General features: G+C 65.4%; 24 protein-coding genes and 4 tRNA genes. 13 read left to right on the forward strand and 15 right to left on the reverse strand.

Features of this window, described 5'->3' with window-relative positions:
* The first annotated feature begins 68 nt into the window (after positions 1-68).
* Complete coding sequence (locus tag FPH17_RS05540) at positions 69-1,121, forward strand: YncE family protein (RefSeq protein WP_011273072.1); 1,053 nt, start codon at positions 69-71, stop codon at positions 1,119-1,121.
* Between the two features lie 10 nt (positions 1,122-1,131).
* Positions 1,132-2,214, forward strand: coding sequence for a quinone-dependent dihydroorotate dehydrogenase (locus FPH17_RS05545; RefSeq protein WP_154879026.1), 1,083 nt, complete (start codon positions 1,132-1,134; stop codon positions 2,212-2,214).
* On the opposite strand, the gene FPH17_RS05550 is transcribed toward FPH17_RS05545, so the two are convergent.
* The 5 genes from FPH17_RS05550 to FPH17_RS05570 all read right to left on the reverse strand — a co-directional run bounded on the left by FPH17_RS05550 (position 2,211) and on the right by FPH17_RS05570 (position 6,703).
* Positions 2,211-2,567: a hypothetical protein gene (locus FPH17_RS05550; protein WP_154879028.1), complete on the reverse strand. Its 357-nt coding sequence runs from the start codon at positions 2,565-2,567 to the stop codon at positions 2,211-2,213. The two genes, FPH17_RS05545 and FPH17_RS05550, sit on opposite strands and share 4 nt — an antisense overlap.
* 10 nt (positions 2,568-2,577) lie before the next feature.
* Positions 2,578-3,111 carry a YbhB/YbcL family Raf kinase inhibitor-like protein gene (locus tag FPH17_RS05555; protein WP_102234700.1) on the reverse strand — a complete coding sequence of 178 codons (534 nt, stop codon included), beginning with the start codon at positions 3,109-3,111 and terminating at the stop codon, positions 2,578-2,580.
* 21 nt (positions 3,112-3,132) lie between these two features.
* A complete protein-coding gene (locus FPH17_RS05560; RefSeq protein WP_154879030.1) occupies positions 3,133-4,938 on the reverse strand; it encodes an ABC transporter ATP-binding protein in 1,806 nt (601 codons plus the stop codon).
* Complete coding sequence (tetA, locus tag FPH17_RS05565) at positions 4,939-6,501, reverse strand: tetracycline efflux ABC transporter TetAB subunit A (protein ID WP_420869350.1); 1,563 nt, start codon at positions 6,499-6,501, stop codon at positions 4,939-4,941.
* A gap of 129 nt (positions 6,502-6,630) precedes the next feature.
* A tRNA-Arg gene (locus tag FPH17_RS05570) sits at positions 6,631-6,703 on the reverse strand.
* 275 nt (positions 6,704-6,978) lie between these two features.
* On the opposite strand from FPH17_RS05570, the gene FPH17_RS05575 reads away from it, so the two are divergent.
* Positions 6,979-9,063 (forward strand): hypothetical protein, encoded by a 2,085-nt coding sequence (locus tag FPH17_RS05575; protein ID WP_154879032.1) that lies wholly within the window; start codon positions 6,979-6,981, stop codon positions 9,061-9,063.
* A gap of 45 nt (positions 9,064-9,108) precedes the next feature.
* Here FPH17_RS05575 and FPH17_RS05580 read toward each other — a convergent pair.
* Both FPH17_RS05580 and FPH17_RS05585 read right to left on the reverse strand, forming a co-directional pair.
* Positions 9,109-9,184, reverse strand: a tRNA-Arg gene (locus FPH17_RS05580).
* Positions 9,185-9,186: 2 nt separating this feature from the next.
* Positions 9,187-9,278, reverse strand: a tRNA-Ser gene (locus tag FPH17_RS05585).
* Between the two features lie 83 nt (positions 9,279-9,361).
* Here FPH17_RS05585 and FPH17_RS05590 point away from each other — a divergent pair.
* Both FPH17_RS05590 and FPH17_RS05595 read left to right on the forward strand, forming a co-directional pair.
* Entirely contained in the window at positions 9,362-9,778 is a 417-nt protein-coding gene (locus tag FPH17_RS05590) for a hypothetical protein (protein WP_095275251.1), read from the forward strand.
* Positions 9,779-9,825: 47 nt separating this feature from the next.
* Positions 9,826-10,953, forward strand: a complete 1,128-nt coding sequence (locus tag FPH17_RS05595) for an aminotransferase class V-fold PLP-dependent enzyme (protein ID WP_154879034.1) — start codon at positions 9,826-9,828, stop codon at positions 10,951-10,953.
* 6 nt (positions 10,954-10,959) lie between these two features.
* Here FPH17_RS05595 and FPH17_RS05600 read toward each other — a convergent pair.
* Positions 10,960-11,047: transfer RNA gene (locus tag FPH17_RS05600), tRNA-Ser, on the reverse strand.
* Positions 11,048-11,101: 54 nt separating this feature from the next.
* Between FPH17_RS05600 and FPH17_RS05605 the strand changes: the two genes are divergently transcribed.
* Positions 11,102-12,064: an NAD(P)H-quinone oxidoreductase gene (locus FPH17_RS05605; RefSeq protein ID WP_154879036.1), complete on the forward strand. Its 963-nt coding sequence runs from the start codon at positions 11,102-11,104 to the stop codon at positions 12,062-12,064.
* 15 nt (positions 12,065-12,079) lie between these two features.
* Here FPH17_RS05605 and FPH17_RS05610 read toward each other — a convergent pair whose 3' ends face one another.
* On the reverse strand, positions 12,080-13,291 hold the full coding sequence (locus FPH17_RS05610) for an aminotransferase class V-fold PLP-dependent enzyme (protein WP_154879038.1): 1,212 nt from the start codon (positions 13,289-13,291) through the stop codon (positions 12,080-12,082).
* A gap of 126 nt (positions 13,292-13,417) precedes the next feature.
* Here FPH17_RS05610 and wzm point away from each other — a divergent pair, with 126 nt between their 5' ends.
* Both wzm and wzt read left to right on the forward strand, forming a co-directional pair.
* The gene (gene wzm / locus FPH17_RS05615; protein ID WP_238397041.1) at positions 13,418-14,308 is read left to right on the forward strand and encodes a galactan export ABC transporter permease subunit Wzm/RfbD; all 891 of its coding nucleotides are present in this window, start codon (positions 13,418-13,420) and stop codon (positions 14,306-14,308) included.
* A 26-nt stretch (positions 14,309-14,334) separates the two neighbouring features.
* Positions 14,335-15,129: a galactan export ABC transporter ATP-binding subunit Wzt/RfbE gene (wzt, locus tag FPH17_RS05620; RefSeq protein WP_154879042.1), complete on the forward strand. Its 795-nt coding sequence runs from the start codon at positions 14,335-14,337 to the stop codon at positions 15,127-15,129.
* Here the strand turns inward: wzt and FPH17_RS05625 are convergent.
* Positions 15,126-16,016: a Fic family protein gene (locus FPH17_RS05625; protein ID WP_154879044.1), complete on the reverse strand. Its 891-nt coding sequence runs from the start codon at positions 16,014-16,016 to the stop codon at positions 15,126-15,128. The two genes, wzt and FPH17_RS05625, sit on opposite strands and share 4 nt — an antisense overlap.
* 233 nt (positions 16,017-16,249) lie before the next feature.
* On the opposite strand from FPH17_RS05625, the gene FPH17_RS05630 reads away from it, so the two are divergent.
* Both FPH17_RS05630 and glfT1 read left to right on the forward strand, forming a co-directional pair.
* Positions 16,250-16,447 carry a hypothetical protein gene (locus tag FPH17_RS05630; RefSeq protein WP_154879046.1) on the forward strand — a complete coding sequence of 66 codons (198 nt, stop codon included), beginning with the start codon at positions 16,250-16,252 and terminating at the stop codon, positions 16,445-16,447.
* 180 nt (positions 16,448-16,627) lie between these two features.
* Positions 16,628-17,542 carry a galactofuranosyltransferase GlfT1 gene (gene glfT1, locus FPH17_RS05635; protein ID WP_414437217.1) on the forward strand — a complete coding sequence of 305 codons (915 nt, stop codon included), beginning with the start codon at positions 16,628-16,630 and terminating at the stop codon, positions 17,540-17,542.
* Here the strand turns inward: glfT1 and FPH17_RS05640 are convergent.
* Positions 17,539-17,970: a GtrA family protein gene (locus FPH17_RS05640; RefSeq protein WP_203085446.1), complete on the reverse strand. Its 432-nt coding sequence runs from the start codon at positions 17,968-17,970 to the stop codon at positions 17,539-17,541. The genes glfT1 and FPH17_RS05640 overlap by 4 nt on opposite strands.
* 11 nt (positions 17,971-17,981) lie before the next feature.
* Positions 17,982-18,743 (reverse strand): hypothetical protein, encoded by a 762-nt coding sequence (locus FPH17_RS05645; protein ID WP_154879050.1) that lies wholly within the window; start codon positions 18,741-18,743, stop codon positions 17,982-17,984.
* Positions 18,744-18,787: 44 nt separating this feature from the next.
* Here FPH17_RS05645 and FPH17_RS05650 point away from each other — a divergent pair, with 44 nt between their 5' ends.
* The 3 genes from FPH17_RS05650 (at position 18,788) to dprE2 (ending at position 21,291) form a co-directional block, all read left to right on the forward strand.
* Entirely contained in the window at positions 18,788-19,024 is a 237-nt protein-coding gene (locus FPH17_RS05650) for a hypothetical protein (protein ID WP_095275261.1), read from the forward strand.
* 109 nt (positions 19,025-19,133) lie between these two features.
* Positions 19,134-20,513, forward strand: coding sequence for a decaprenylphosphoryl-beta-D-ribose oxidase (dprE1, locus tag FPH17_RS05655; RefSeq protein ID WP_154879052.1), 1,380 nt, complete (start codon positions 19,134-19,136; stop codon positions 20,511-20,513).
* 13 nt (positions 20,514-20,526) lie between these two features.
* On the forward strand, positions 20,527-21,291 hold the full coding sequence (gene dprE2, locus FPH17_RS05660) for a decaprenylphospho-beta-D-erythro-pentofuranosid-2-ulose 2-reductase (RefSeq protein ID WP_154879053.1): 765 nt from the start codon (positions 20,527-20,529) through the stop codon (positions 21,289-21,291).
* A gap of 57 nt (positions 21,292-21,348) precedes the next feature.
* On the opposite strand, the gene FPH17_RS05665 is transcribed toward dprE2, so the two are convergent.
* Genes FPH17_RS05665 through FPH17_RS05675 form a run of 3 tightly spaced genes read right to left on the reverse strand, consistent with a single transcriptional unit; the run spans position 21,349 to position 23,788 of the window.
* Complete coding sequence (locus FPH17_RS05665) at positions 21,349-21,741, reverse strand: DoxX family protein (RefSeq protein ID WP_154879055.1); 393 nt, start codon at positions 21,739-21,741, stop codon at positions 21,349-21,351.
* 11 nt (positions 21,742-21,752) lie between these two features.
* Entirely contained in the window at positions 21,753-23,126 is a 1,374-nt protein-coding gene (locus tag FPH17_RS05670; RefSeq protein ID WP_154879057.1) for an FtsX-like permease family protein, read from the reverse strand.
* Positions 23,123-23,788 carry an ABC transporter ATP-binding protein gene (locus tag FPH17_RS05675; RefSeq protein WP_238397040.1) on the reverse strand — a complete coding sequence of 222 codons (666 nt, stop codon included), beginning with the start codon at positions 23,786-23,788 and terminating at the stop codon, positions 23,123-23,125. Before FPH17_RS05675 ends, FPH17_RS05670 begins: the two co-directional genes overlap by 4 nt.
* Between the last annotated feature and the right edge of the window lie 18 nt (positions 23,789-23,806).

Raw genomic sequence — 23,806 nt, forward strand, 5'->3', positions numbered from 1 at the left:
CGAAAGACACTACCCCGCCCGCTTAGCCATCGCGGTACGCGACGGGCGCGTTGCTAGGCTTTAACCTTGTGAATGCTCGTTTGTTTGCCCCCAGTTCCCGCCTCCGCTTTGTCGCAGTTTCCGGTGCAGTCGCGGCTGCCCTGGCGTTGAGCGCCTGCGGCGCGTCTCCCTCTGCCAAGATCGAGGAAGCCGGCGGAGAGGCAGCTGCGAACATGGGCAGCGCTGAGCCGGTGCAGTCCCCGCAGTCGTCGGACCCGGCGGGCGACCTGGTCGACTTCGAGCCGGTGAGCGATGTGGACGAAACGAACGGCCGCATCGGCGTTCGCACTTCAAGCGCGCTGACTATCGGCACCCTCGAGGAGATTCAGCAGGGCAAGGCCGCCCGCCACGAGCTGGACCAATCCTGCGGCGAGGCTTCCGCCAACGCCGGCACCTTCGCGCTCGCCTGCGCAGGCGAGATCAAGCTCTTCGGAGACCGGGAGGAGACTATCGCCACGGATAAGCCGGTCACGGCGGCCACGGTGGCGTCGACAGGCGAGGTGCTCGCAGGCAGCGACTCGGAGCGCAAGATCTGGGTCTTCGACGGCGGCGAGCTCAAAGACACCATCGACGTCGCACGCGAAACCGACCAGTTGCAGGCGGTGCAGGTGGACGGCCAGCGCGACTCGGTGGTGCGCACCAACCGCTTCGACACCACCATCCAGGACATCGACTGGAACGGCGCGCGCCAAGGCGGCACCCTGCGCGTCGGCCTGGGCGTGGGCAAGGTGCGCGGCGGCGAGCACGGCCTGGTGCTGGCCGCGGATTCCACCGGTAGTCAGCTCCACGTCTACACCACCGACGACATCATCCGCCTCCAGCAGTCCGCGCCCGTGCCGGAAGGACCCTGGGATGCCGCGTGGGACCCCGCGCAGCGCCTCGCCTGGGTCAGCTCGCTGGCCAGCAACACCGCCACCGGCTACGACATCTCCCAGGGCATTCCGGTGAAGCGCAAGCATTTCGCCACCGTCGCAGATGCCCAGAGCATCATTACGCTTGACGACGGCACCGTGGTCGCCGCCTCCGCATCCGGCGACGGCATCCAGATCGTCTCCCCCGCCGACCAAACCGAGAGCAACTAGGAGAAAACCCATGACGCTCTACGACCGCGCACTCAAGCTCATGTTCCTGCTGCCGCCGGAGCGCATCCACGGCATCATCAGCGGCGCGTTGCAGACGCTGCACTTGGTCACCCCGGTCAACCGCGTGATGGAAAAGGCCGTGCGCGTGCACGACCCGGTGCTGCACCAAACTGTTTTCGGCGTGGATTTTCCCGCCCCGCTGGGGCTGGCGGCCGGCTTTGACAAGAACGCCGAGGCGATCGACTCCTGGGGCGCGATCGGCTTCGGCTACGCCGAGATGGGCACCGTGACCCCGAAGTCCCAGCCGGGCAACCCCACGCCGCGTCTGTTCCGCCTGCCGGAGGACAAGGCGATTTTGAACCGCATGGGCTTCAACAACAAGGGCGCGCTCGTGGTCGCCGACAACCTCCGCGCGCGGCGCTCCCGCGACGTGGTGGGCATCAACATCGGCAAGAACAAGACCTCCGAAGATGCCGTGGCGGACTACCGCGCCACCTCGACGCTTCTGGGCCAGCTTGCGGACTACCTGGTGGTCAACGTCTCATCCCCCAACACGCCGGGTCTGCGCGACCTGCAGGCGGTGGAGGAACTCCGCCCGATCCTGGAGGTGGTGAAGAAGTCCACCACCACCACCCCGGTGCTGGTGAAGATCGCGCCGGACCTTTCCGACGACGACATCGACGCCGTCGCCGACCTCGCCGTCGAGCTGGGCCTGGCCGGCATCGTGGCCACCAACACCACCATTTCCCGCGACGGTCTGAAAACGCCCGCTGCCAAGGTGGAGAAGATGGGCGCGGGCGGCATCAGCGGAGCCCCGTTGGAGAACCGCTCGCTTGAGGTGCTCAAGCGCCTCCACGAACGAGTCGGCGACAAGCTGGTGTTCGTCAGCGTCGGCGGTATCTCCACGCCCGAGCAGGCGTGGGAGCGCATCGCCGCGGGCGCGAGCCTGCTGCAGGGCTACACGCCGTTCATCTACGGCGGGTTGGGCTGGATCCGCGGCATCCACCGCGGGATCGCCACGCAGATCAAAGCCCATGGTCTGGACTCGATTGAGCAGGCCGTGGGCAGCGGGCTGGAGTGGAAAGCGCTCTAAGCGTGTCCGGCTGCGCTGCGGCGCAGCACCACCGCGCAGAGTCCGGCGGCGAGCGCCCAGCCGATCAGCCAGAACGGCGTGGTGGCCATGAGTTCGGTGTCGGGCGCGATGAAGCCGAGCCCGATGAGCACCACGGCCGCGAGCAGCGAGCCCACCTGGGTGCGTGAGCCTTCCTGCTTGGTGTTGTAGGTGGCGAAGGCGCCGACGATGGCCACCGCCACGATGATGGAGAGCACCTGCGGGGTGACGGGGAACGCGGCGTCGCCTCGAAGCAGCGCCAGCACGGCGTAGAGCACGAGCACGAGTGCGATGCCCATGAACGCGCCGCCGACGCGGAGTTGCACTGGAACCATTCGGCGAATCTTACTGGTTTTCGTACCAGCCCCAGATGATTGCTCGGCCGAGCGAGTGGAAGTTCAGGTTGAAGCCGAGCTGGGTGGGGTTGGCAATCTCGTCTGCGGGCAGCTCCGTGTCCACCGCGTGGACGGCGAACAGGTAGCGGTGCGGGCCGTGGCCGGCCGGCGGGTTCGCACCGTAGTAGCCCTTAACCCCGCTGTCGCCGGTGAGCACCACCGCGCCGACACCGAGGTCGTCCTTCGCGCCCGCGCCGGCGGGCAGCTCGGTAACGTCCGCGGGGATGTTGAACGCGGACCAGTGCCAAAAGCCAGAGGCGGTCGGCGCGTCCGGGTCGAAGCAGGTCACAGCGTACGTCTTGGTGCCCTCCGGGGCGCCGGACCAGGACAGCTGCGGGCTGGTGGCGTTGTCGCCGGCCAGCGTATCGGCGAGGCGCTCGCCGTCGACGATGTCCTCGGAGGCGATGTCGAAGGACGGCACGTCCGCAAGCGGGGCGTACGGGTCGGGGCCGGGGAAACGGTCGGAAACATAGTTAGCAGTCATGTCCCCATTCCTACCGGAGAGTTAGTGACCGCCGCCACTCCATGCGGCGAACAGTTGCGCGTATCTCCCGTCGGCGGCGACGAGTTCGGTGTGGGTGCCGTCCTCGATGATGCGCCCGGCGTCCATGACCAGGATTCGGTCCGCGGCCGCCGCCTGGTCTAGGCGGTGCGCCACCACCAGTGCCGTGGTGTCTGCGGTGATCCGCGCGGCGGCGTCTTCCAGCGCGTTGGTGGCATCGCTGCCGGCTTCCGCTGTGGCCTCGTCCAGGATGAGCACCTTCGGGCCCGACAGCGCCACGCGCGCGAGTGCGAGCTGTTGCTCCACCTCCGGGGGTATGTCCTCCGCGCCCGCGCCGACGGCGGTGTCCAGTCCTTTCGGGAACAGGCGCGCGAACTGGGTGCCATCGGGGTCGAGCCCGACGCTTGCCAGCGCACGCAGCAGGTCCGCGTCGGTCGCGTCCTGCGCAGCCATCGAGAGGTCCTCGCGCAGGGTGCCGGCGAACAGGTGGACATCCTGGGTGAGCAGGGTGACGTTCTTGGCGGTCCACGTATCGCTGACCTGCGAGGTATCCACCTCGCCCACCCGGATGCACCCGGAAGTGGGCTCCACTAGCCCCGCAATGAGCGCGGCAAGCGTGGACTTGCCGGCGCCCGACGTGCCCACCAGCGCCGTGGTTGTTCCCGCCGCGAGCGTGACAGAGAGGTCCTCCAGCACGTTGGCGCCGCCCGGGTAGGCAAACGAGACGTGGTCGACTTCCACGTCCACCGGCTCCGCCAGATCCTCCGGAACGGCCGTAGCTTCACGCCCGTCCGCGAGCTTGGCCAGGCTCACCGCGCGGCCCACTGCGGTGGCCGCGCTCTGCAGCTCGCCGACGAAGAACAGGGCGTTGAACACCGTGACCTCGGCGCGGATGACCATGAACACGGCGGCACTCGCCTGGCCCGGGCTGACGGCACCGGCCGTCGCGAGCCACGCGCCGACGCCAAGCGTGAGCAGCACCCACGCGGCGAAGGCGACCTGGCCGATTCCCGTGAGGCGGATGAACCACGGCACGCGGTCCATTTCCGCCTCCACCGCACCCCAGGAGGTCCGCCGCATCCGGGCCAACGCCCAGCGCTCCAAGTCGAAGGCGCGCAGCGTGGGCAGGCCCCGGACGGTGTCCAGCAGCACCGCGTTGCGACGCGCCTCCGCCACGCTCACCGCGTTGGAGGCATCCGGGATGGCGCGGACCACCGCGCGGGCGAACGGGTAGGTGCATATGCAGATCAGAAGCAGGATCAGGGCGAAGCGGACGTCGATAAGCAAAAGCCCGATGAACGTGATCGGGAAGACGAACACGGTGGTGAGCACGCGCGAGCCGATGGCGGTGATGGTTTGGACGACGTCGTCGATGTCCTTGGTCATGCGTGTGATGACGTTGCCGGTGCCGAGCTCCATCACCCGCGGCACTGGTGCGCGCAGGATCGCGTCGAGGCAGCGGCGGCGCAGGTCGATGGACGCGCGGGCGACTTTGAGGCCCACTACGTAGTTGCCGAGGGCACGCAAGAATATCTCGACGAGCATGCAGACCAGCGCCAGGCCGACGGTCAAAACGAAGGCGCGGGTGCCGGTTCCCAGCAGTGGCACTGATCCGCCGGTGAGCGGGTCGACGCTGCGGCCGAACAGGTTCGACTGCGTGGTGTAGACAGCGACAATCAGCGCCTGGATGATCAGCAAACCCGCCCACCAGCGCTTGTCCAGAGCGTTGGGTAGCGCAGACAGGTAAGCGAAGGTCTCCTTCACGCTCGCGGGGGCGACCGCGTCTGTGCGTTCGTACTCGCGCGCCATCTACGCCACCTCCAATGCGGTGCCGGCGTGCTGCCACGCCGCGTTTCCGGTGATGACCACGGTGGTCTTGTCTGCCCTCAGCGCGGCGACGGCCTCCACGACGTCCGCCTGTGTCACGGAATCGAGCCCCGTGGTTGGGTCGTCCAGGATGAGCACGTCCGGGTCAGCGGCGAGCGCCCTGGCAAGCGCGACGCGCTGACGCTGCCCGCCGGAGAGGTTCAGGCCGGTCTCGCCCAGCGGCGCGTTCGGCAACTCGCCTGCTTCGTTGATACCGCCGAGCCTGCGGAGGATGTCTTGGCAGTGGGCGGCGGCGAGCGCTTGCTTGACGACGTCCTCCGGCACATCCCCGCGCGGGTTCACGTTGTCTGCGATGGTGCCCTCAAACACGTTGACGGTGTGCGGCGGGAACAGCACGTCTGCGCGCTGCGCCCACGCGGCGGCGGTGGCGTAGGAACGCTCCTCCGGCTCGAGGATCCACAGCCCCGCGCCTGGGACCGGTGTGTCTGTTAGCTCGGGCCCCGCGGTGTCGTCGCCCGCGTGGTGCAGCTGCTCGATGCGCTGGCCACTCGCGACGGCCCTGCCCCACCCGCTGGCCAGGTCGCCGAACGCTAAGCCCGCCATGGTCAACGCAGGCTGCACCAACAGTGCCACGGATGTCAGCTGCCCCGGGGTGATCTCCCCGCGCAGCGTCATCCACGCGCTCAAGCCCACGATGCCAAGGTTGCACAGCCACGCCACGCAGAACCTGGCGAAACCGAGCCACACCTCCACACGCAGGTGCGTGAGCATCAAGCGCTTCGCCTTCGCCGTTTCGGCGTGAAAACGTGTTGCCACGGTTGCACCCGCGCCTAGGCCTTTGACGGTGCGAATGCCTTGCGACGCATCCGTGGCCAAGCCAGCGACATCCGCCTCCGCGGCGCGACGCTTCAACGACACCCGCGTCACCGGCCCCGCGGTCCACGCGGCGAACAGAGCGATGATCAGCGCGCTGGCCGGGATGGCCAGTGAGATCCACGGGGAGACCGACCACATCGCCACCATCGCGCAGACCGCGTAGCCGATGGCCATGAGCGGAAACGACAGCAGCTCGCGGTAGCGGCCGACGGTGTTCGCGTCCGCGTCGATGGTGTTGAGTACGGTGCCGGGGCTCATCGCTCCCGCCCCGCGGCGCAGCACGCCCGAGGACAGGTGCTGCTGCGCGTTGTGGGTCACGCGGCGCACCGAGGCTGTGGCCAGGCCGTCGCCGGTGGCCTCGCCGATGAATTGGATGATGAAGATGCCGACCAATACTGCGAAGAGCCACCATGCGTTGAACTTTTCTTCCCCCACCAGGCCGTCCACGATCATGCCCACCACCACCGGCACAAACGCGGCGATGCCGGAGCCGATGAGGTAGCTCAGAATGTGCAGCACTAGCACGCCCGGGTATGCGCCTACCATGTCCCTGACCACGCGGTTCCCGCTGCTCCAGCGTGCTGGGTGGAGCCGCGCCGGATCGTCCGCTGGCGGCGCGGGCGGGACGAACCAGCTGTACGTCTTCATTCTGCGCGGCGGTGGCATCATTCTGGAAAATCTAGCACCCCACTGACCTAAAACACAAAACCGGTGCCTCGGAAAAATAAAAACCGAGGCACCGGTTTGTCCACCATGTCGCGACTGAGTTGTCAACTATGTCGCGACTGAGGACACTTGTGCGCCCGGAGGGATTCGAACCCCCAACCTTCTGATCCGTAGTCAGATGCTCTATCCGTTGAGCTACGGGCGCGTCCTGCCAGATTCTCTCTGACAACGAAGAGATACGTTACACCGTTGCCCGCAAAGCACCAAAACACCAGGTGAATGAGGGGTTGATGGAACGTGACGGGCGGTGGGGCGTCGATAAGCAATAGCCCCCGAATGTATGTAGAAGGTCGACGCGAATGCGCGAATCGCTATACGCGCAGACAGTAAGGTGCTAGAAATATTAAGGTACTTGCAACTCTGTCCAACTCTTGCCAGCTCAGGGCGCGCACGTGCCCACCCAACCGTAAAGGAACCTCCATGGCCCACACTCCGCGCCGCCGCGCGCTCGTCGCCGCGAGCGCCCTGTCCCTCGCGCTGACCGCGCCATCCATCGTCGTGCCGAACGGCTACGCGCAGGACACCACGACCACCGAAACGACTGCGACCTCCGCCACGAGCGTTCCGGACAACGCCGTGGATTGGGAGAAGGAATACGACGCGAACTTTGCCGGCAATGAGCCCGCGACCGTCGAGGGTCTTGTGCTGCCGGAGGGCTCGACAATCGAGGCCGCGGCGGCGACACTGTTCAACTGGAAACTGGCTGCAAACGACGACGGCTCCGTTGAGCTGACCCGCCCGCAGAGCGACGTCGCGTTCAGGGACGGACTGCAGAGCATCCCCGCGAAGGTGACGCTGCCGGGCGAGGAGCCGCAGAACGTGACGCTCAAGGTCAACGTGTCCAAAAACGATGCGGCGTGGGTTGCGGACCTGCCGGACCTGGACAGCCCCTACGACGTGGACTTTGAGGGCAAACTTTCCAAGACTGTCGACGAGATCACACTGCCCGAGGGCGTGACCGTGAAGAAGGGTACGGGCAAGCCGTTGTGGGGCGTGTCCACCAAGGACGGAAAGGTCCTGATCACCGCGCCAGGCAACTTCGTTGCGGGCACGCAAGACCTGCCGGTCGAGTTCTCCGACGTCACCACTACCGTGAAGCGCACGCTGAAGATCAACGCGTCCAACCCGCAGACCTCGAGTGGCGAGGTCGCCGGCATCGCCGGTGATGTGCTTGGCAAGATCCTCGGCGGCATCGTTGGCGGCGCAACCGGTGGCGGGCTGCTCGGCGGCCTGACCGGTGGCGGCTCGGGTTCTGGCACGGGCTCTGGCTCCGGGGACGGCAAGGGCGGCGGTGTGAACATCAACATCGCGTCCAACAACGGCAACCCGAGCGTAGTCATCACGGACAACGCGAAGGCTGAGATCAAGGACAACCTGGCCAATAACGGCAACCCGGTGATCACGGACAACGCCAAGGCTGAGATCAAGGACAACCTGTCTAACAATGGCAACCCGGACGTGAAGATCTCCGACAACGCCAAGGCGACCGTGGTGATCACGGACAACGCCAACCCGCACGACAACCTGTCCAACAACGGCAACCCGGATGTCAAGATCTCCGACAACGCCAAGGCGACCGTGGTGATCACGGACAACGCCAACCCGCACGACAACCTGTCCAACAACGGCAACCCGGACGTGAAAATCTCCGACAACGCCAAGGCGGACATCAAGGACAACGCCAAGGCGACCGTGGTGATCACGGACAACGCCAACCCGCACGACAACCTGTCCAACAACGGCAACCCAGACGTGAAGATCTCCGACAACGCCAAGGCGGACGTGAAGGTCACCGACAACGCCAAGGCAGAGATCAAGGACAACGCCAACAACAACGGCAACCCAGACGTGAAAATCTCCGACAACGCCAAGGCGGACGTGAAGGTCACCGACAACGCCAAAGCGGAGATCAAGGACAACGCCAACAACAACGGCAACCCGGAAGTGAAGATCTCCGACAACGCCAAGGCGGACGTGAAGGTCACCGACAACGCCAAGGCGGACGTCAATGTCACGGACAACGGCAACCCCGATGTGAAGGTCACGGACAACGGCAAGGTGGACGGCATTCCGGCGTCTTCCGGCGGCGGCTCCTCCGCGTTCGGCCAGGAGGGCGAGGGCCCGGAGGTTGGCGCAAACGTGGGCGTCGAGGGCGGCTCCTCCGACCCGCGCTGCGCGGCGACCCTCGCCGGCCTGGCGGTGCCGATCCTGGCGATCATCCCGCTCGCGCTGGCAACCCAGCTGACGGTGCCCGGCCTCGAGTCCGTCGGCGCCCAGCTGACCCGCACGCTCAATGACGCCGCACGTAACTTCGGCGTCCAGCCCGAGGCGCTCACCGCCGCCGGCGCTGGCGTGATCGGCCTGGCTACCGCCGTCCTCGCCATCGTCGGCGCGCGCACCTGCGTCCCGAGCGTCCGCGATGTGGACATCACCGTCGGTTCCTCCGGCTCCGGCGAAACCCCGTCCACGACCTCCACGGTCGCACCGGTGGTGAAGACCGACTAGGAGCGGAAAGCACGAAACCCCAGCTCTCTGAGCTGGGGTTTTTCTTGGTGCGCCCGGAGGGATTCGAACCCCCAACCTTCTGATCCGTAGTCAGATGCTCTATCCGTTGAGCTACGGGCGCGGTGGCGGAGACGACAGGATTTGAACCTGCGGCCCTCCGCAAAGAGGGCAACTCCTTAGCAGGGAGCCCCATTCGGCCGCTCTGGCACGTCTCCAGGCCTTTGCCCATCCTACCCACACGCAGCCACACAACCAAATGCGCTGCCTAACCGCGCCGCCAATCCGTATAGTGGTGCGCATGAAACTCAACTCGGACCTTCTCGCCGGCGTCGCCACCCGCGGTGACCTCGGCCCCGCCGCCGCCAACCGCTCCGACTGGATCGTCTGGGCCATCACGGACATCGACGCCGTTTCGGAGCAGATGCTTATCGACGCCCCCTTGTTCCTCTCCCCCAAACACGCCACCCCCGAGCGCCTCTCCACCTCCACCGTCCTCCTCGGCGTCCCGCTCGGTGAAATCGCGGGCGCGGAACTTGCGGACGTGGACCCGCGCCACCCGGGCGACGCCTCCGTTGCCCCCTCCGCCGCGCTCTCGCTGAAGGACGTCGCCGTCATCGCCGGTGCGGACCGCGCGACCGTAAAGCGCGCGAAAGACTTGCTCGGCGCGGACCGAATCCAGTTCCACACCACCCCGGAGCTTTTCCCGGAGACCTAGACCCAAAACGGGTATCCCACGACACACTTCCGGCTACGCTGTGGGGCATGACTCAACTTCCTCGCCCCGACATCGACGCTGACGGCCTGCTCGAGTACTCGGTCGTCTTCACCGACCGCTCCCTGAACCACATGTCGCAGAAGTTCATCTCCGCTGCGCAGGAGATGCTCACGCTGCTGACCTCCACCTACGGCGCCGACTCCGCCGCACTCATTCCCGGCGGCGGCACTGCCGCGATGGAGGCGGTGGCGCGACAACTGTTCACGGGCAAGAAGGTGCTCATCCTGCGCTCCGGCCTCTTTACGTACCGCTGGAGCCAGATCATCGAGTCCGGCCAGATCACGGATTCGGTGCACGTACTGAACGCGCAGCCGACCGGCCAGGAGCCGCAGCCCTCATTCGCGCCGCCGGCGTTAGAGGAGGTGCGGGGAATCGTCGAGAAGCACCAGCCCGACGTCATCGTGACCGCCCACACCGAGACCGCGGCGGGGCTGACCCTGCCGGACGACTACATCGCGGGCCTGGGCGAAATTGCCAAGGACAACGGCGCGCTGTTCGTGCTGGACTGCATCGCTGCGGGCGCCTCGTTCCCCAACATGGAGTCTCAGGGCATCGACGTGCTGGTCTCGGCGCCGCAAAAGTCCTGGTCGGGCTCGCCGTCGACGGGCTACGTCCTGCTCTCGCCGAAGGGCCGCGAGGCGGTGCTGGCCAGCGAGTCCACCTCGTTCACCCTGGACCTGAAGAAATGGCTGGGCATCTTCGACGGCTACCGCGACGGCAAGGCCGGCTACCACTCCACCCTGCCCACAGACACGATCCTGCACAACCTGGAGATCATGCGCGAATCCGCCAAGGTGGGACTGGGCGTGCTGGCGCAGCACCAGGAAACGCTCGGCCGCCTCGTGCGCGAGGCCGCCTACCAGCGCGGGTTCCGCTCCGTGGCCGCAGACGGCTTCGAGTCCAACGGCGTGGTCGTGCTGTACGCGCAGAACCCGGAGCAGCAGTCCGGCGCCGCGTTTACACCGCACGGGCTGCAGATCGCCTCGGGCGTGCCGCTGCAGATCGGTGAGGGCGACGGGTTTTCCACCTTCCGCATCGGCCTCTTCGGCCTGGACAAGTGGGCGGACCCGCAGGCCGCGGCGCAGCGCTTCATCGACGTGTTGGACGCGCTGTAGAAGTTTTGGCGGAGACGAGGGGATTTGAACCCCTGGAGGTGTGACCCTCGCCGGTTTTCAAGACCGGTGCATTCGGCCGCTCTGCCACGTCTCCAACGGGTGAAAAGTTTACAGTATGGCCCCACCCACTCCGTTATCCTGGGTGGGCATGAAAGCAATCACACTCACTGACCCCGACAATCCCCGCTCCCTCGCTCTTGCCGACGCGCCCGAGCCCGCACTCGATCACGACTGCGTGCTCGTCCGCGTCACCGCCGCCGGCGTCAACCGCGCCGACCTCGTCCAGGCGCAGGGCAAGTACCCGCCGCCGAAGGGCGAACCGGACACCATCGGTCTGGAGTGCGCCGGCGTGATCGTGGACCCCGGCACCACCGGCCGCACGAAGGGTGAGGAGGTCGGCTGCCTGCTCGCCGGGGGTGGCTACGCCGAGTACGTCGCGGTGCCGGAGGGGCAGCTCACGCCCAAGCCAGCCAACCTGAGCCTGGTGGAAACCGCCGCCGTGGTGGAGGCGGCCTGCACCGCGTGGTCCAACCTGGGCATGGTCGCCGGCCTACAAGCGGGCGACAAGGTGCTCATCCACGGCGGCGCCGGCGGCATCGGCTCCTTTGCCATCCAGCTGTGCAAGGCGCTTGGTGCGGAGGTCGCCGTCACCGCCGGGTCCGACGAGAAGCTCGCCTACTGCCGCGAGCTGGGGGCCGACATTTGCATTAATTACCGCACCCAGAACTTCGAAGAGGAGCTCAAGGGCTGGGCCGACATCATTTTGGACGTGGTGGGCGGCAAGTACCTGGAGCCGAACATCAAGTCCCTGGCTGTCGACGGCCGCCTGGTCGTCATCGCGCTGCAGGGCGGCGCGAAGGGCACGCTGTCGCTGGGACGGATGATGCCGCGGCGCCAGTCGGTGCACGCCACCACGCTGCGCGCGCGCCCGCGCCCGATGAAGGCACGGATTGTGGAAGACACCGTAAAGCACGTGTGGCCGCTCATCGAGTCCGGCCAGATCGCCCCCAACGTGACCAAGACGTTTCCGCTTGCCCGCGCCGCCGCCGCGCACGAGTACCTCGATTCCGGCGCTCACACCGGAAAGGTCGTGCTCACGGTGGGTGAGTAGCTTTTCGACGAAAAGTTACGCCAGCGACGCGACGGTGCGGATGAGCTGCTCGATGTCGGTCTCAGTGTTGAAGGGCGCGAGTCCGACGGTGACGGCACCGCCCATCTCGGCGACGCCCATGTCGCTGATAAGCTGGCTCGGCCGCGCCAAGGTGGAGACGATACCGTGGGCGAAGAGACGCTGGTGCACCATTGTCGACGGCACGCCCCGCACCCCAAACATCAGCCGGGGAATGCGCTCAATCGCCGCGTCCTCCGCCGCCTCGCCTGAGACGCCGACGATGTGGACTGCGGGCAGCGTCCCCAGGAACGTGTCCAGGTCATCGCGCAGCCGGTTGAAGTAGGTGGCGGTCTCCCCCATCGAGTGCGTGAGCCGGTTGCGGCGGGTCGGGCGGCCCTGCGCGCCCTCCACGAGGGAGGCGTAGTGCTCCACCACCGCGGGCACGCCGCCGGCGAGCCCCGTGGACACCTGCATGTCCAGCGCGGGCGCATCGAGGCGGCCGAACATGGCCTCGTCGCGGAAGACCAGGGCGCCCAGCTGCGGCCCGCCGAGCTCGGCGAGGTCGATCGCCAGGATGTCCGCGCCCCACGCGTCGAAGGTGATCGGTTTGTAGGGGGCGTAGGCGGAGACGTCGACAAGCACCCAAGCCCTCGAGCGCTCCCGCACCCGCTCGACGACGTCGCCGACGCCGATGATGGTGCCCAGCTCCGCGTGCGCCGCGGGGACGGAGACGAGGCGGGTCGCGCCGTCCACCAGGTCGTCGAACTGCCAGGCGGGCAGGTCGCCCGTGGCCAGGTCTGCCTGCGCGTACTTCGTGGGGGCGTCGATGCGAGCCAGGGCTCCGGTGAGCTCGGGGCGGTCCACCCCATTGAGCACCAGGGAGGAATCGCGGCGGAACAGCGGCTTCAGCGCCACCACCAGCGACGCGTAGAGCGCGGGCAGGCTCGGGCCGAGCACCACGCGGCCGGGGGCAGCGCCGACCAGGTCCGCCACCGCGGAACGCGCCTGCTGCACGTACGACTCGCCTTCCGGGCGGCCCAGCTGCTCGCGCGAGTGGGTGCCCGCCCCCGGCTCCGGCAAGGCCACCGACGCGGAGAGGCGGAACGAGCGCGACACCGCCGCGGAAACACGCTCCGGGATTTGGGGCGTGTCGTGGGCGTTGAGGTACGTCCATCCGTCGCCAAGCGAGGTGTACAGGCCACGAATACTGGCGACATCGAACGCCATGCCACACCCCTTACTTCGCTCCAGTGGTTGAGATCGGAACCAATTATGCCCGTTCCACCCCTACCGCGCACACTGCCTGCTCCGGGGCAAAATCCTGCAATGCGCGCTCTTAACGCTAGGGTGAGTATGGTGCAGGACTTTGAACAACTCCGCGCGGACGTCACGCGCATGACCAGCGACGCAGACCACGAAACCCCGCCGTCCAAGTCCAAGACGATGGGGATGTCCTTCCGCGACCTCGTGCGCGGCTGGAGCCAATACGAGCTCTGGCTGCAGCTCGGGTGGCAGGACATCAAGCAGCGGTACCGACGCTCCACGCTCGGCCCGCTATGGATCACCATCGCCACCGGCGTCATGGCACTCGCCCTCGGCCTGCTGTACTCCATGCTGTTTCAAATCGACGTGCGCGAGTTCCTCCCGCACGTCACCGTCGGCTTCATCGTCTGGGGGTTCATCTCCGGCTGCATTAAGGACGGCGCCAACGTCTTCATTGAGAACGAGGGCCTGATCAAGCAGCTGCCCTCCGCCCTGTCGGTGCACGTGTACCGCCTGGTGTGGCGCCAGCTGCTCTTCTTCGCGCACAACATTGTCATCTGGGTGCTGCTGGTGATCATCTTCCGCATTCCGTTGACCTGGCAGACGCTGCTCGCGGTGCCCGCGCTGCTCCTGCTCGTGCTCAACGGCGTGTGGGTGACCATGCTCTTCGGCATCATCGCCACCCGCTTCCGCGACGTCGCCCCGCTGCTCGAGGCGCTCGTGCAGCTGCTCTTCTACGTCACCCCGATCGTGTGGACCACGCAGACGCTCAAGGAACAGGGTGGCGAGGTGGCCCAGCGCGCACTGCTCGCGGAGATCAACCCGCTCTACCACTACCTGGAGATCGTCCGCGCCCCCATGATCAACCAGCCTGTCGCCGCCTACCACTGGGGCATCGTGGCCGTCTGCACCGTTGTCGGCCTGCTGATCACGCTGCTAGCCATGCGCCAGATGCGCTTCCGCGTGCCGTACTGGGTCTAACTCGGGTTTAAGTAAGGAGTCTCCCCATGGTTTCTATCGACACCTACAACGCCTGCGTCGACTTCCCCATCTTCGACGCCAAGTCCCGCTCGCTGAAGAAGGCCGTCATGTCCTCGGCCGGCGGCAAGATTGGCAAGAACGCCTCCAACACCGTCGTCGTCGAGGCGCTCAAAGACATCAACCTGCACCTGCGCGAGGGCGACCGCGTCGGCCTGGTGGGCCATAACGGCGCCGGCAAGTCCACGCTGTTGCGCCTGCTGTCCGGCATCTACGAGCCCACCCGCGGCGTCGCCGACGTCCGCGGCCGCGTCGCGCCCGTTTTCGACCTCGGCGTGGGCATGGACCCGGAGATCTCCGGCTACGAAAACATCATCATCCGCGGCCTCTTCCTCGGTCAGACTCGCAAACAGATGAAGGCGAAGATGGACGAGATCGCGGAGTTCTCGGAGCTCGGCGACTACCTCAACATGCCGCTGCGCACCTACTCCACCGGCATGCGCGTCCGCCTCGCCCTCGGCGTGGTCACCTCGATCGAGCCGGAGATTTTGCTTCTCGACGAAGGCATCGGCGCAGTCGACGCCGCCTTCATGGCCAAGGCGCGCGTCCGGCTGGCCGAGATGGTGGAGCGCTCCGGCATCCTCGTGTTCGCCTCGCACTCCAACGACTTCCTCGCCCAGCTGTGCAACACCGCGCTATGGGTGGACAAGGGCGAAATCAGGCAAGCAGGCCTGGTCTCCGACGTGGTGACCGCCTACGAGGGCCCCGAGGCCGGCGAGTACGTAGCCGACCTGGTGGAGCGTTTCCACGGGGAAGAAGCCTAGACGCTGCCCTCTGCGTCATTGCCATAGTGTGCGTCGATCATCCACGTTCCACGCTGTCGGAATGCCGGGATGGTGCCCCTCGCCGCCTTATTGGCGGCGACAGACCCAGAAACACCGTTAACCTTTGCCCACTCCGATAGGCGAATCACCTTCGGCGCGGTGATGAGCGTAATACGTTTGTTCAGTGACTCAATGAGTTGCCGCGCGATGAGCGTGCTCAGCGCTGAATAATCACCACTTACTGGATAGCCGCGGAACACTGGGTAGTAGTGGCGCTCTTTTCCTTTGTTCGGAATGATGATGGGCGGTGCCCCTAACTCCAAGAGTTGTTGGTTGATAATGACGCGCCCTACGCGTCCATTGCCGTCTGAGAATGGGTGGATGGTTTCAAATTCTGCGTGGAACCGCGCGACGCGATCGATGAAATAGTTCTCATCCTCGTAGTACTCAGTGATGATGGTCTCTACCAGCCGGTCTACGTACTCAGGATTAGCACCCATATGTGCCCCTACTCGTACCCATTCTCCCCGCCGACGGAACCGGCCAGCCCAGTCATCGTTGATACCGCGAAGCAACATGCCATGCAGTCGCAGAATGAGGTTTGCATCGAGCTTACCGACGCCTCGAATTAGCTCCTCAGTCACCTCAGCCAGGTTCTTAGCCTCAAAGACTTCCCGCACATCGTGCGCTCTAGCAGTGAACCCCGCCAGGATGTTCTCGGTGTCTTCCAAAGTCAAAGTGGAATTCTCAATGGCGTTCGAGTTATACACCGCCTCCGCCACCTCTGCGCGCGCAATCTCCGCGATGGCCTCGGGGTTGTCCTCCCGCAACGCTGCATACGTATCAAGAAGAGCGTCGATTTTTGAGGTGGTCCGCGCGTTCAGCATGCCAATATTCTACAAGTTTCCGTGAAAAGTCATGGAACATAAACTGTTTTCACGGAACCTTTTGCGATCAACCGGCGCTGACTAACTCTCACCGCCGGAGTTATTTTTAGAATTCATACATAAATGCGGCCACATTCCCGGCGCACAGCACCACATTATGCGGTAAAAATTCTCCCACTGCTGCTGAGAAGGGGCCTTCAGAGGTCTCCGAAGCTGAGGTGTCCTGCTACATCGTGAAGCAAGGGGCCAAGGATGTTTTCGGCGGCGACGGCTTCGCATCCTCCGTGGACTACGGCATTAAGAAGGGCATCGAGAGCGACTCCAGCAAGGAAGGCCAGCAAAAGGAGAAGAGCTCCGTTGAGGATTTTGAGAGGGACCTTGAGACTGCTGATTCCGTCAAGGACTTTCGCTATGTCCTCGTTGAGGAATGACACTGCCAAAGAGTACCCGCTGAGATCCTCGCTGGTACCACCATCGCTGCTGCTGTGTTCGACCTCATTGCCGCTGTGGTCAACCGCGTGAACTCCGGTTTCCTCAAGATTCCAGGCTTCACCGCCTAAACCTTCGCCACCTCCATGTCACACGCCTCAGTTCGGTGGTTGAGTGGCAGAATGGAAGGCATGACTGCCACCCTGTCCCCGGCCGGAGAAACGGCCGCTGTGATCGTCACCCACCAGCGCGTGGAACTTTTGCGCGCTTCCCTGGAACAGGTGGTGAACCAGACCCACCCGGTGCAGTGGGTGATTGTGGTGGACAACGGCGCGGAGGACCAGGTCAGGGACCTGCTCGAAGAGCTTGCGGGCGACCGCGCTGTCTACCTCCCCAGCCGCACCAACCTGGGCGGCGCGGGCGGGTTCGCCTACGGCTTCCTGCACGCGCTTGCCCTCGGCGCGGACGCGATCTGGTGCGCGGACGATGACGGCCGCCCCGCCGACGAGCACGTGCTGGCCGAGCTGTACCGAGTTGCAGAGGCGAAGGACTTGCACGAGGTCAGCCCGATCGTGGCGAATATCAGCGACCCCGCCCAGCTCGCGTTTCCACTGCGCCAGGGCACGGTGTGGCATCGGCGCGTCGACGAGCTGGAGGGCAACTTCCTGCCCCAGTACGCGTCCCTGTTTAATGGGGCGCTGATCTCTGCGCAGGCAATGGAGCGCATCGGCGTGCCCGACTACCGCCTGTTCATCCGCGGCGACGAGGTGGAGTACCACCGCCGCCTGGCCCAGTCCGGCCTGCAGTACGGCACAGCGCTGACCACCAGCTACCTGCACCCAGACGGGTCGAGCGAGTTCCACCCCATCATGGGCGGTCGCGCGCACGCGCAATGGCCGGATAACCCCACGAAGCGCTACTTCACGTACCGCAACCGCGGCTACATCATTAACCAGCGCGGGATGAAAAAGATGCAGCTGCAGGAAGTGGTGCGCTTCGGCTGGTTCTTCCTGCTCGAGCGCAAGAGCCCCCGCGAGTTCTTCCAGTGGCTGAAGCTGCTGCGACGCGGCGCGCGCGAGGACTTCCGCCGGCCCTAAATCGGGTCCTGCTGCGCGATGATCTTTGTCTCCTCCCGGAAGATCACGCGGCGCTGCAGCACGAAGTTGGTCACGGTGGCCACGCCCTGGGCGATGACGAAGGAGACGCCGTCCTTCCACGGGTTGACCAGACCCATCGAGATGAGCGGACCCTCGGTCCAGCGGTAGAGCAGGATCTGCACCACGAACGTCACGGCGTAGAGGACGAACACCGCGCCGGCCTTCTTCGCGTTCACCTCGGCCTGAAACGCAAACTTGGAGTTGAGTAGGTACGCAATGAGCGTGCCGAAGACCCAGCCGACGGCCTTGGCCAGGTCGCGCTGGGTGCCTACGAGCTCGAGCGGGTAGGTGATGCCGAAGTCGATGACCGCGCAGCCGATCCCGATGATGACAAATGGGACCAACTGTTTGAAAAATGTGGAAGACACGGCGGACCAGTCTACCCGTGAAGCAGCTCGCGCAGTATTTCCAGCCTCTCCACGGCGGAGAGAGCACCCACGAACGCCTCCCCCGCCCGGCTCAGCGTAAACACCTCGTCGGCGTCCGTGTCCTCCCAGCCGAGTGCGCACATGAGCCCGAGCGCCAGCTTTCGAGTCGTCGGCGCATCGGCAAAACACGCCATCACCAGCACGTGGACCCAGAAGGCGTCGCTCGTCTTACCCACCGATTCCGGGAGCAGGGATGCAAGCCTCGCACGCTCCTGCGCCGGCAAGGAGGGCTCCCCGTCGGCGATCACCTGGAGGAGCGGCACGAAGTCGAAGGACTCGGCGCGGTGGATCACCTCGCGCACCTCGGGACGCAGCTGACTCGCTGCCAGCTGCTGGCGCACAGCGTCGAGGTCCAGGTCGGCGCCACCGAACGCGCCCTCGCCCGCCACGCAGACTGGCCCGTCGCTGGTGCCGGGGTAGATGTCGGCGAGCTGCATGGTGAACCGCCACAGGCCCCAGGTAAAGGTGGCGGTGTCTCCGGGGGACGAGAGGACGTCGATAAGCATGCCCTGCTCTGGCGTGCCGACCTTTTCCTCGATGCCAAAGAGCGCGGCGATGATTTCCCGGCACTCATCGATCGTGGTGGTGGAGTCCAGGCCGACCCAGCGGTAGACCTCTTCATCCGAGGCGAGTGCCACGCGCACCATGAACGTGGCGCCGGGGGAAAGTTGGATCACCGGCGCCAGGTGTTCGGAGTACAGCGTGCTGCCCATGGCGCCCACAATAGAGGGTTTTGCCACCCGCTAGGGTGAATGTCATGAGGAAGCATTACAAGGGCGACGACCCGAACGCGATCCATGAGGCGGCACAGCGTGTCGACGTCCCCCTGTCAGACTTCATGGTCCGCGTCTTCGCGGAAGAACTACCTTTTGTGGACTCCGTGGGCCGCGGGCGCATCTACGAGCTCCTCCGAGAGCACAAAGCAGCAGGTAAACCGACTATCACGTCGCAGGAGGAACTGCCGCAGGAGATCCGCGAGATCATGGACCTCTAAGACACGAGAAATAGATCACACCTTTCAATGAGGGAAGTTCGGCCTGTTGTGAGTAGGCTCGAAGAACGCAAGCTTTTCCACCTTTAGTTGTATGAAGAGAAGCGGAGACATGGAACTTCACACCGAACTGAAATCCCTCTACGGCTGGGGTCGCACCGCGCCGTCCACGGCGCACGTGCTGTCCACCCCGGACGTGGACACCATCGCCAAAGCCGTCCAGGTGGCAGCCGAGAGCGGCCGCGGCATCATCGCCCGCGGCATGGGGCGCTCCTACGGCGACCCCGCCCAAAACGGTGGCGGTCTGGTCATCGACATGCAGGAGCTCAACCAGATCCACTCCATCGACCCGGACACCGGCATCGTGGACGTGGACGCTGGCGTGACCCTGGACCAGCTGATGAAGGCTGCTCTGCCCTACGGCCTGTGGGTCCCCGTCCTGCCCGGCACCCGCCAGGTCACCATCGGCGGCGCCATCGGCCCGGACATCCACGGCAAGAACCACCACTCCGCAGGCTCCTTCGGCGACCACGTCGTGTCCATGGAGCTGCTCGTTGCCGACGGCCGCGTCCTGCACCTCGAGCCGGAGGGCGAGACCAGCGAGCTGTTCTGGGCCACCGTCGGTGGCATGGGCCTGACCGGCATCATCCTGCGCGCCCGCATCAAGATGACCAAGACGGAGACCGCCTACTTCATCTCCGACACGGTGCGCACGAGCAACCTCGACGAGACGATCGAGGAGCACTCCCACGGCCAGGAGGAGGGCTACACCTACTCCTCCGCGTGGTTCGACGCGATCTCCGCCCCGCCGAAGACCGGCCGTTCCACCATCTCCCGCGGCTCGCTGGCCACCCTGGACCAGCTCAAGGAGTTCGCACCGAAGCTGGCGAAGGATCCGCTGAAGTTCAAGGCACCGCAGCTGATGACGGTGCCGGACATCTTCCCGTCCTGGACCATGAACAAGCTGACCCTGTCCGCGATCGGCGAGGCCTACTACATGATGGGCGCGCCGTCGAAGAACGACATCAAGAACCTCACGCAGTTCTACCAGCCGCTCGACCTGATCGGCGAGTGGAACCGCGGCTACGGATCGAAGGGCTTCCTGCAGTACCAGTTCGTGGTGCCCACGGACGCGGTCGAGCCGTTCAAGGACATCATCTACCAGATCCAGTCCTCCGGCCACTACACGGCGCTGAACGTGTTTAAGCTGTTCGGCGAGGGCAACCGCGCGCCGCTGTCCTACCCCATGAAGGGCTGGAACGTGTGCGTCGACTTCCCGATCCGTCCGGGCCTCAACGAGTTCCTCGACCGCCTGGACGACCAGGTCATGGAGTTTGGCGGCCGCCTCTACCTGGCCAAGGAGTCCCGCACCAGCGCGGAGAAGTTCCACAAGATGTACCCGGAGCTTCCCGGCTGGCTGAAGACCCGCCACGACATCGACCCGACCGGTGTCTTCGCCTCCGACATGTCCCGCCGCCTCGAGCTGCACTAGAAAGGAATCCCCAATGCTGAATGCAGTAGGCCAAGCCCAGAACATCTTGCTGCTCGGTGGCACCTCGGAGATCGGTCTCGCGATCGTCTCCGAGCTCGCCTCCCGCGGCGGCAACCCCACCGTCACCCTCGCCGCGCGCAAGGGCTCTTCGCGTATCGACGCCGCGGTGCAGGAAGTCTCCGCCGCCGGCGCCTCCAAGGTGCGCCTCATCGACTTCGACGCCACCGACTTCGCCTCCCACCCCGGCGTGATCGACGCCGCCTTCGAGGACGGCGACGTTGACGTGGCGGTTGTCGCGTTCGGCACCCTAGGTGACCAGGAGCAGCTCTGGCAGGACCAGGCTGCGGCCGTCGCCTCCGCCGAGACGAACTACACCGCCCCGATCTCAGTCGGCGTACTTTTGGGACAAAAGTTCAAAGCCCAAGGTCACGGCCACATCATCGCCATGAGCTCGGTCGCGGGCCAGAAGGTGCGCCGCTCCAACTTCGTCTACGGCGCTTCCAAGGCCGGCATGGACGGCTTCTACACCCAGCTCGGTGAGGCACTGCGCGACAGCGGTGTGAAGGTTACCGTGGTCCGCCCGGGCCAGGTCCGCACCAAGATGACCGAGGGCCTCGACGAGGCGCCGCTGACCGTGAACAAGGAGGACGTTGCTGAGGCTGCCGTCGAGGCTGCGCTGGGCGGCAAGTCCAACGTGTTCGTGCACAAGCTGTTCGGCCCGATCTCCATGGTGCTCAAGGCCATCCCGGCCCCGATCATGCGCAAGCTGAACTTCTAACTTTTCGGCGAAAAGTAGCAAAGTCCTGCCCCAGGTCACTCGGGGCAGGACTTTTTGTTATTTCTTGTCCGGTAGGCCAGCCGCGTGCAGCGCACCGGCAATGAGCGCGGGCTGGAAGAACAGGCGCGCCAGGCGCTTGCCGTCGGTGTCCAGCCCGAACCCGTCGTGACGCTCGGCGTACTGGCCGATGTTGCCCGGGAAGATCGCCGCATAGAACGCAGCGAGCGCGATGCCGACCTCGCGGCGCCGCTTCTTCCACGCGAGCAGCCCGGCGCCGAGGGCGATCTCTGCCACGCCCGAGCCCAGGACCACGGCGTCCTTGTCCATGGGGAACCAGTTGGGCACCTGCGCCTGGAACTCTTCGCGATTGAAGGTGAGGTGGGAGATTCCCGCGAACGTCATGGCGGACCCGAGGGCAATGGCAGTAAGGTTTTGGCTTTGCTTACTCATACGTGCCGATACTAGTCCGTTGCCCTGCCGGTTTCAGCGAGCACCTTTGCGCGGAGGCGGCCGGTGGCGACCACAGCGCCGACGCAACCGATCAGAGCGAGCGCGATGAGCGCGCCGAAAAACAGTACGGTTGCGATCCCGTCGGGCGTTGCCCCGACCATGACCAGGCCGACGAGCACGCCTTGGCCAAATCCCAGCAGCGCGGCGACCACCATTGGCACCCCAATTTCGCGCACCGCAACTTTTGTGTGAAAAGTTGGTGCCGCACCGATGAAGTGGAGCGACTTGGTCAGCTGCTTCTGCTCCACCACTGCGAGCGTCTGCGTCAGCAGGGTGAACAGCACCAGCAAGATCGCGCCGAAGAGCACCGTGATGGCGATGCCCTTGGGCATGTCTTGCACGATGAGCGCCTCCTCGGGGGCCACCTCACTTTCCGCGATGCCTTGGAACGCCCCGGCCACCCCGGCAGTGAACGCGACGAAGAACAGCGCACTGCACCTGCGCCATGTGTTCTTTGCGCCGCGGCCCACTCGGCGCGTCGCTACGTAGTTGTACGCGCCTGGGATTCGGTAGCTTAAGCGCGCCACAATCTGGATCACTCCGACGGCGATCAGCGTATTCACCACCAAGAACCCGATGAAGACGACGAGTGCCACCAGGATGTCCGCGAAATCGGCCTCCGGCGCGACCGGGTGCCGAGCAAGCCAGATGTACAGCGCGATTGCTGCGGCGACAGCGCACACCGTGGTGATTACCTTCTGCCCGGGGTGCGGCACGCGCTTGGTCACGCCGAGCGGCGTCACCGCCACCTGCTGCAGCGCGCGCCACACGGAACCCGCGGCGAGCAGCGCGATGGCCGTCCACGCGATCGGCACGACCCACCAGGTGAACATTTCCCAGGTGCCGATCTGTGCTCCTTGAAAGGAAAGCGCTGACCAGGCTGGCACGCTCGCTACGTAGGCCGCCGTGCCGATGCTCAACCCGACGAAAGCCCTGCGTAGCGCCTCCAGGATCATCATGCTTCGCACCTCACCTGCGGTCGCGCCGATAAGCCTTAACACCGCTAGCTGTTGCTCGCGCCCGCTCAGGTCTGCCCGCGCCGCCTGCGTGAGCAGGGTGAGCAGGGTGGGGACGAGCAGCGCGCACGCGAAGAGTGCGAGCCCGATGTAGAGCAGCGGTATGTCGATGTCGCCGCCGATGTCCGGGTATTGCCTGTCGCGCTCCACAAACATCCACGTGCCGCCGGCGAGTGTGCACAGCATCCACGTCGCCACCGCCAGCGCAACTACGGAAAGTGTCCGCACCCAACGCTCGCCGGAATGCTTCTGGGCCAGCGCGTCCTTCGACTGCACGTTGGTCGCCTTGAGAAGTGTGGTCGCGCTCATGCCGTCACCTCCGAGTGAATGAGACCGTCGCGGATCTCGATGCGCCGGTTGCACCAAGCCGCGATCTTCGGGTCGTGCGTGACCAGCACCAGCGTGACGCCGAATTTCTGCGACACCGCCACGATCTCCTGCATCACCTCATGCCCGGTGGCCTGGTCCAGCGCCGCGGTCGGCTCGTCGGCGAAGACCACCTTCGGCGGGCCAGCGAGCGCCCTCGCGATCGCGACCCTTTGCGCCTGCCCGCCGGAGAGCTGGCCTGGGAACCTTGACGTGAAGTTCCCCAAGCCCAGCCGCGTGAGCATGTCGTCCGCCTGCGCGTGGGCCTCTTTTCTGGAGGTGCCCCGCATGATCTGGGGCAGCGCCACGTTCTCGGTGGCGGTGAGTTCCGGCAGCAGCTGACCATCCTGGAAGATGAAGCCGAAGTGGTTGAGGCGAAGTTTGGACCGCGCGGCGTCGTCAAGCGCTGCGATGTTGGTGCCCTCGAAGATCACCTCGCCGGAGTCCGGGGTGAGCACGCCGGACATGCAGTGGAGCAAGGTGGATTTGCCGGAGCCGGATGGTCCCATGATGGCGAGCGATTCGCCGGCTTGGACCTGAAGGCTCACGCCCTCGAGGACGCGTTGCCTGGTGAATGATTTTGTGATGTCTGTGAGAGTGAGCATGCTTCCATTCAACTTTTG

The sequence above is a fragment of the Corynebacterium gottingense genome (assembly GCF_007559235.1).
Lineage (GTDB): Bacteria > Actinomycetota > Actinomycetes > Mycobacteriales > Mycobacteriaceae > Corynebacterium > Corynebacterium gottingense.

What these genes read in the sequence shown, in the direction of transcription:
- FPH17_RS05550 (WP_154879028.1), bottom strand. Translation starts at nt 2,567, where the DNA reads ATGGTTCCAGTGCAACTCCGCGTCGGCGGCGCGTTCATGGGCATCGCA.
- FPH17_RS05610 (WP_154879038.1), bottom strand. Translation starts at nt 13,291, where the DNA reads ATGGCGTTCGATGTCGCCAGTATTCGTGGCCTGTACACCTCGCTTGGC.
- FPH17_RS05605 (WP_154879036.1), top strand. Translation starts at nt 11,102, where the DNA reads ATGAAAGCAATCACACTCACTGACCCCGACAATCCCCGCTCCCTCGCT.
- FPH17_RS05555 (WP_102234700.1), bottom strand. Translation starts at nt 3,111, where the DNA reads ATGACTGCTAACTATGTTTCCGACCGTTTCCCCGGCCCCGACCCGTAC.
- wzm (WP_238397041.1), top strand. Translation starts at nt 13,418, where the DNA reads ATGGTGCAGGACTTTGAACAACTCCGCGCGGACGTCACGCGCATGACC.
- dprE1 (WP_154879052.1), top strand. Translation starts at nt 19,134, where the DNA reads ATGGAACTTCACACCGAACTGAAATCCCTCTACGGCTGGGGTCGCACC.
- FPH17_RS05670 (WP_154879057.1), bottom strand. Translation starts at nt 23,126, where the DNA reads ATGAGCGCGACCACACTTCTCAAGGCGACCAACGTGCAGTCGAAGGAC.
- FPH17_RS05675 (WP_238397040.1), bottom strand. Translation starts at nt 23,788, where the DNA reads ATGCTCACTCTCACAGACATCACAAAATCATTCACCAGGCAACGCGTC.
- FPH17_RS05560 (WP_154879030.1), bottom strand. Translation starts at nt 4,938, where the DNA reads ATGGCGCGCGAGTACGAACGCACAGACGCGGTCGCCCCCGCGAGCGTG.
- wzt (WP_154879042.1), top strand. Translation starts at nt 14,335, where the DNA reads ATGGTTTCTATCGACACCTACAACGCCTGCGTCGACTTCCCCATCTTC.
- FPH17_RS05545 (WP_154879026.1), top strand. Translation starts at nt 1,132, where the DNA reads ATGACGCTCTACGACCGCGCACTCAAGCTCATGTTCCTGCTGCCGCCG.
- FPH17_RS05590 (WP_095275251.1), top strand. Translation starts at nt 9,362, where the DNA reads ATGAAACTCAACTCGGACCTTCTCGCCGGCGTCGCCACCCGCGGTGAC.
- FPH17_RS05575 (WP_154879032.1), top strand. Translation starts at nt 6,979, where the DNA reads ATGGCCCACACTCCGCGCCGCCGCGCGCTCGTCGCCGCGAGCGCCCTG.
- FPH17_RS05645 (WP_154879050.1), bottom strand. Translation starts at nt 18,743, where the DNA reads ATGGGCAGCACGCTGTACTCCGAACACCTGGCGCCGGTGATCCAACTT.
- FPH17_RS05625 (WP_154879044.1), bottom strand. Translation starts at nt 16,016, where the DNA reads ATGCTGAACGCGCGGACCACCTCAAAAATCGACGCTCTTCTTGATACG.
- dprE2 (WP_154879053.1), top strand. Translation starts at nt 20,527, where the DNA reads ATGCTGAATGCAGTAGGCCAAGCCCAGAACATCTTGCTGCTCGGTGGC.
- glfT1 (WP_414437217.1), top strand. Translation starts at nt 16,628, where the DNA reads ATGGAAGGCATGACTGCCACCCTGTCCCCGGCCGGAGAAACGGCCGCT.
- tetA (WP_420869350.1), bottom strand. Translation starts at nt 6,501, where the DNA reads ATGATGCCACCGCCGCGCAGAATGAAGACGTACAGCTGGTTCGTCCCG.
- FPH17_RS05665 (WP_154879055.1), bottom strand. Translation starts at nt 21,741, where the DNA reads ATGAGTAAGCAAAGCCAAAACCTTACTGCCATTGCCCTCGGGTCCGCC.
- FPH17_RS05595 (WP_154879034.1), top strand. Translation starts at nt 9,826, where the DNA reads ATGACTCAACTTCCTCGCCCCGACATCGACGCTGACGGCCTGCTCGAG.
- FPH17_RS05650 (WP_095275261.1), top strand. Translation starts at nt 18,788, where the DNA reads ATGAGGAAGCATTACAAGGGCGACGACCCGAACGCGATCCATGAGGCG.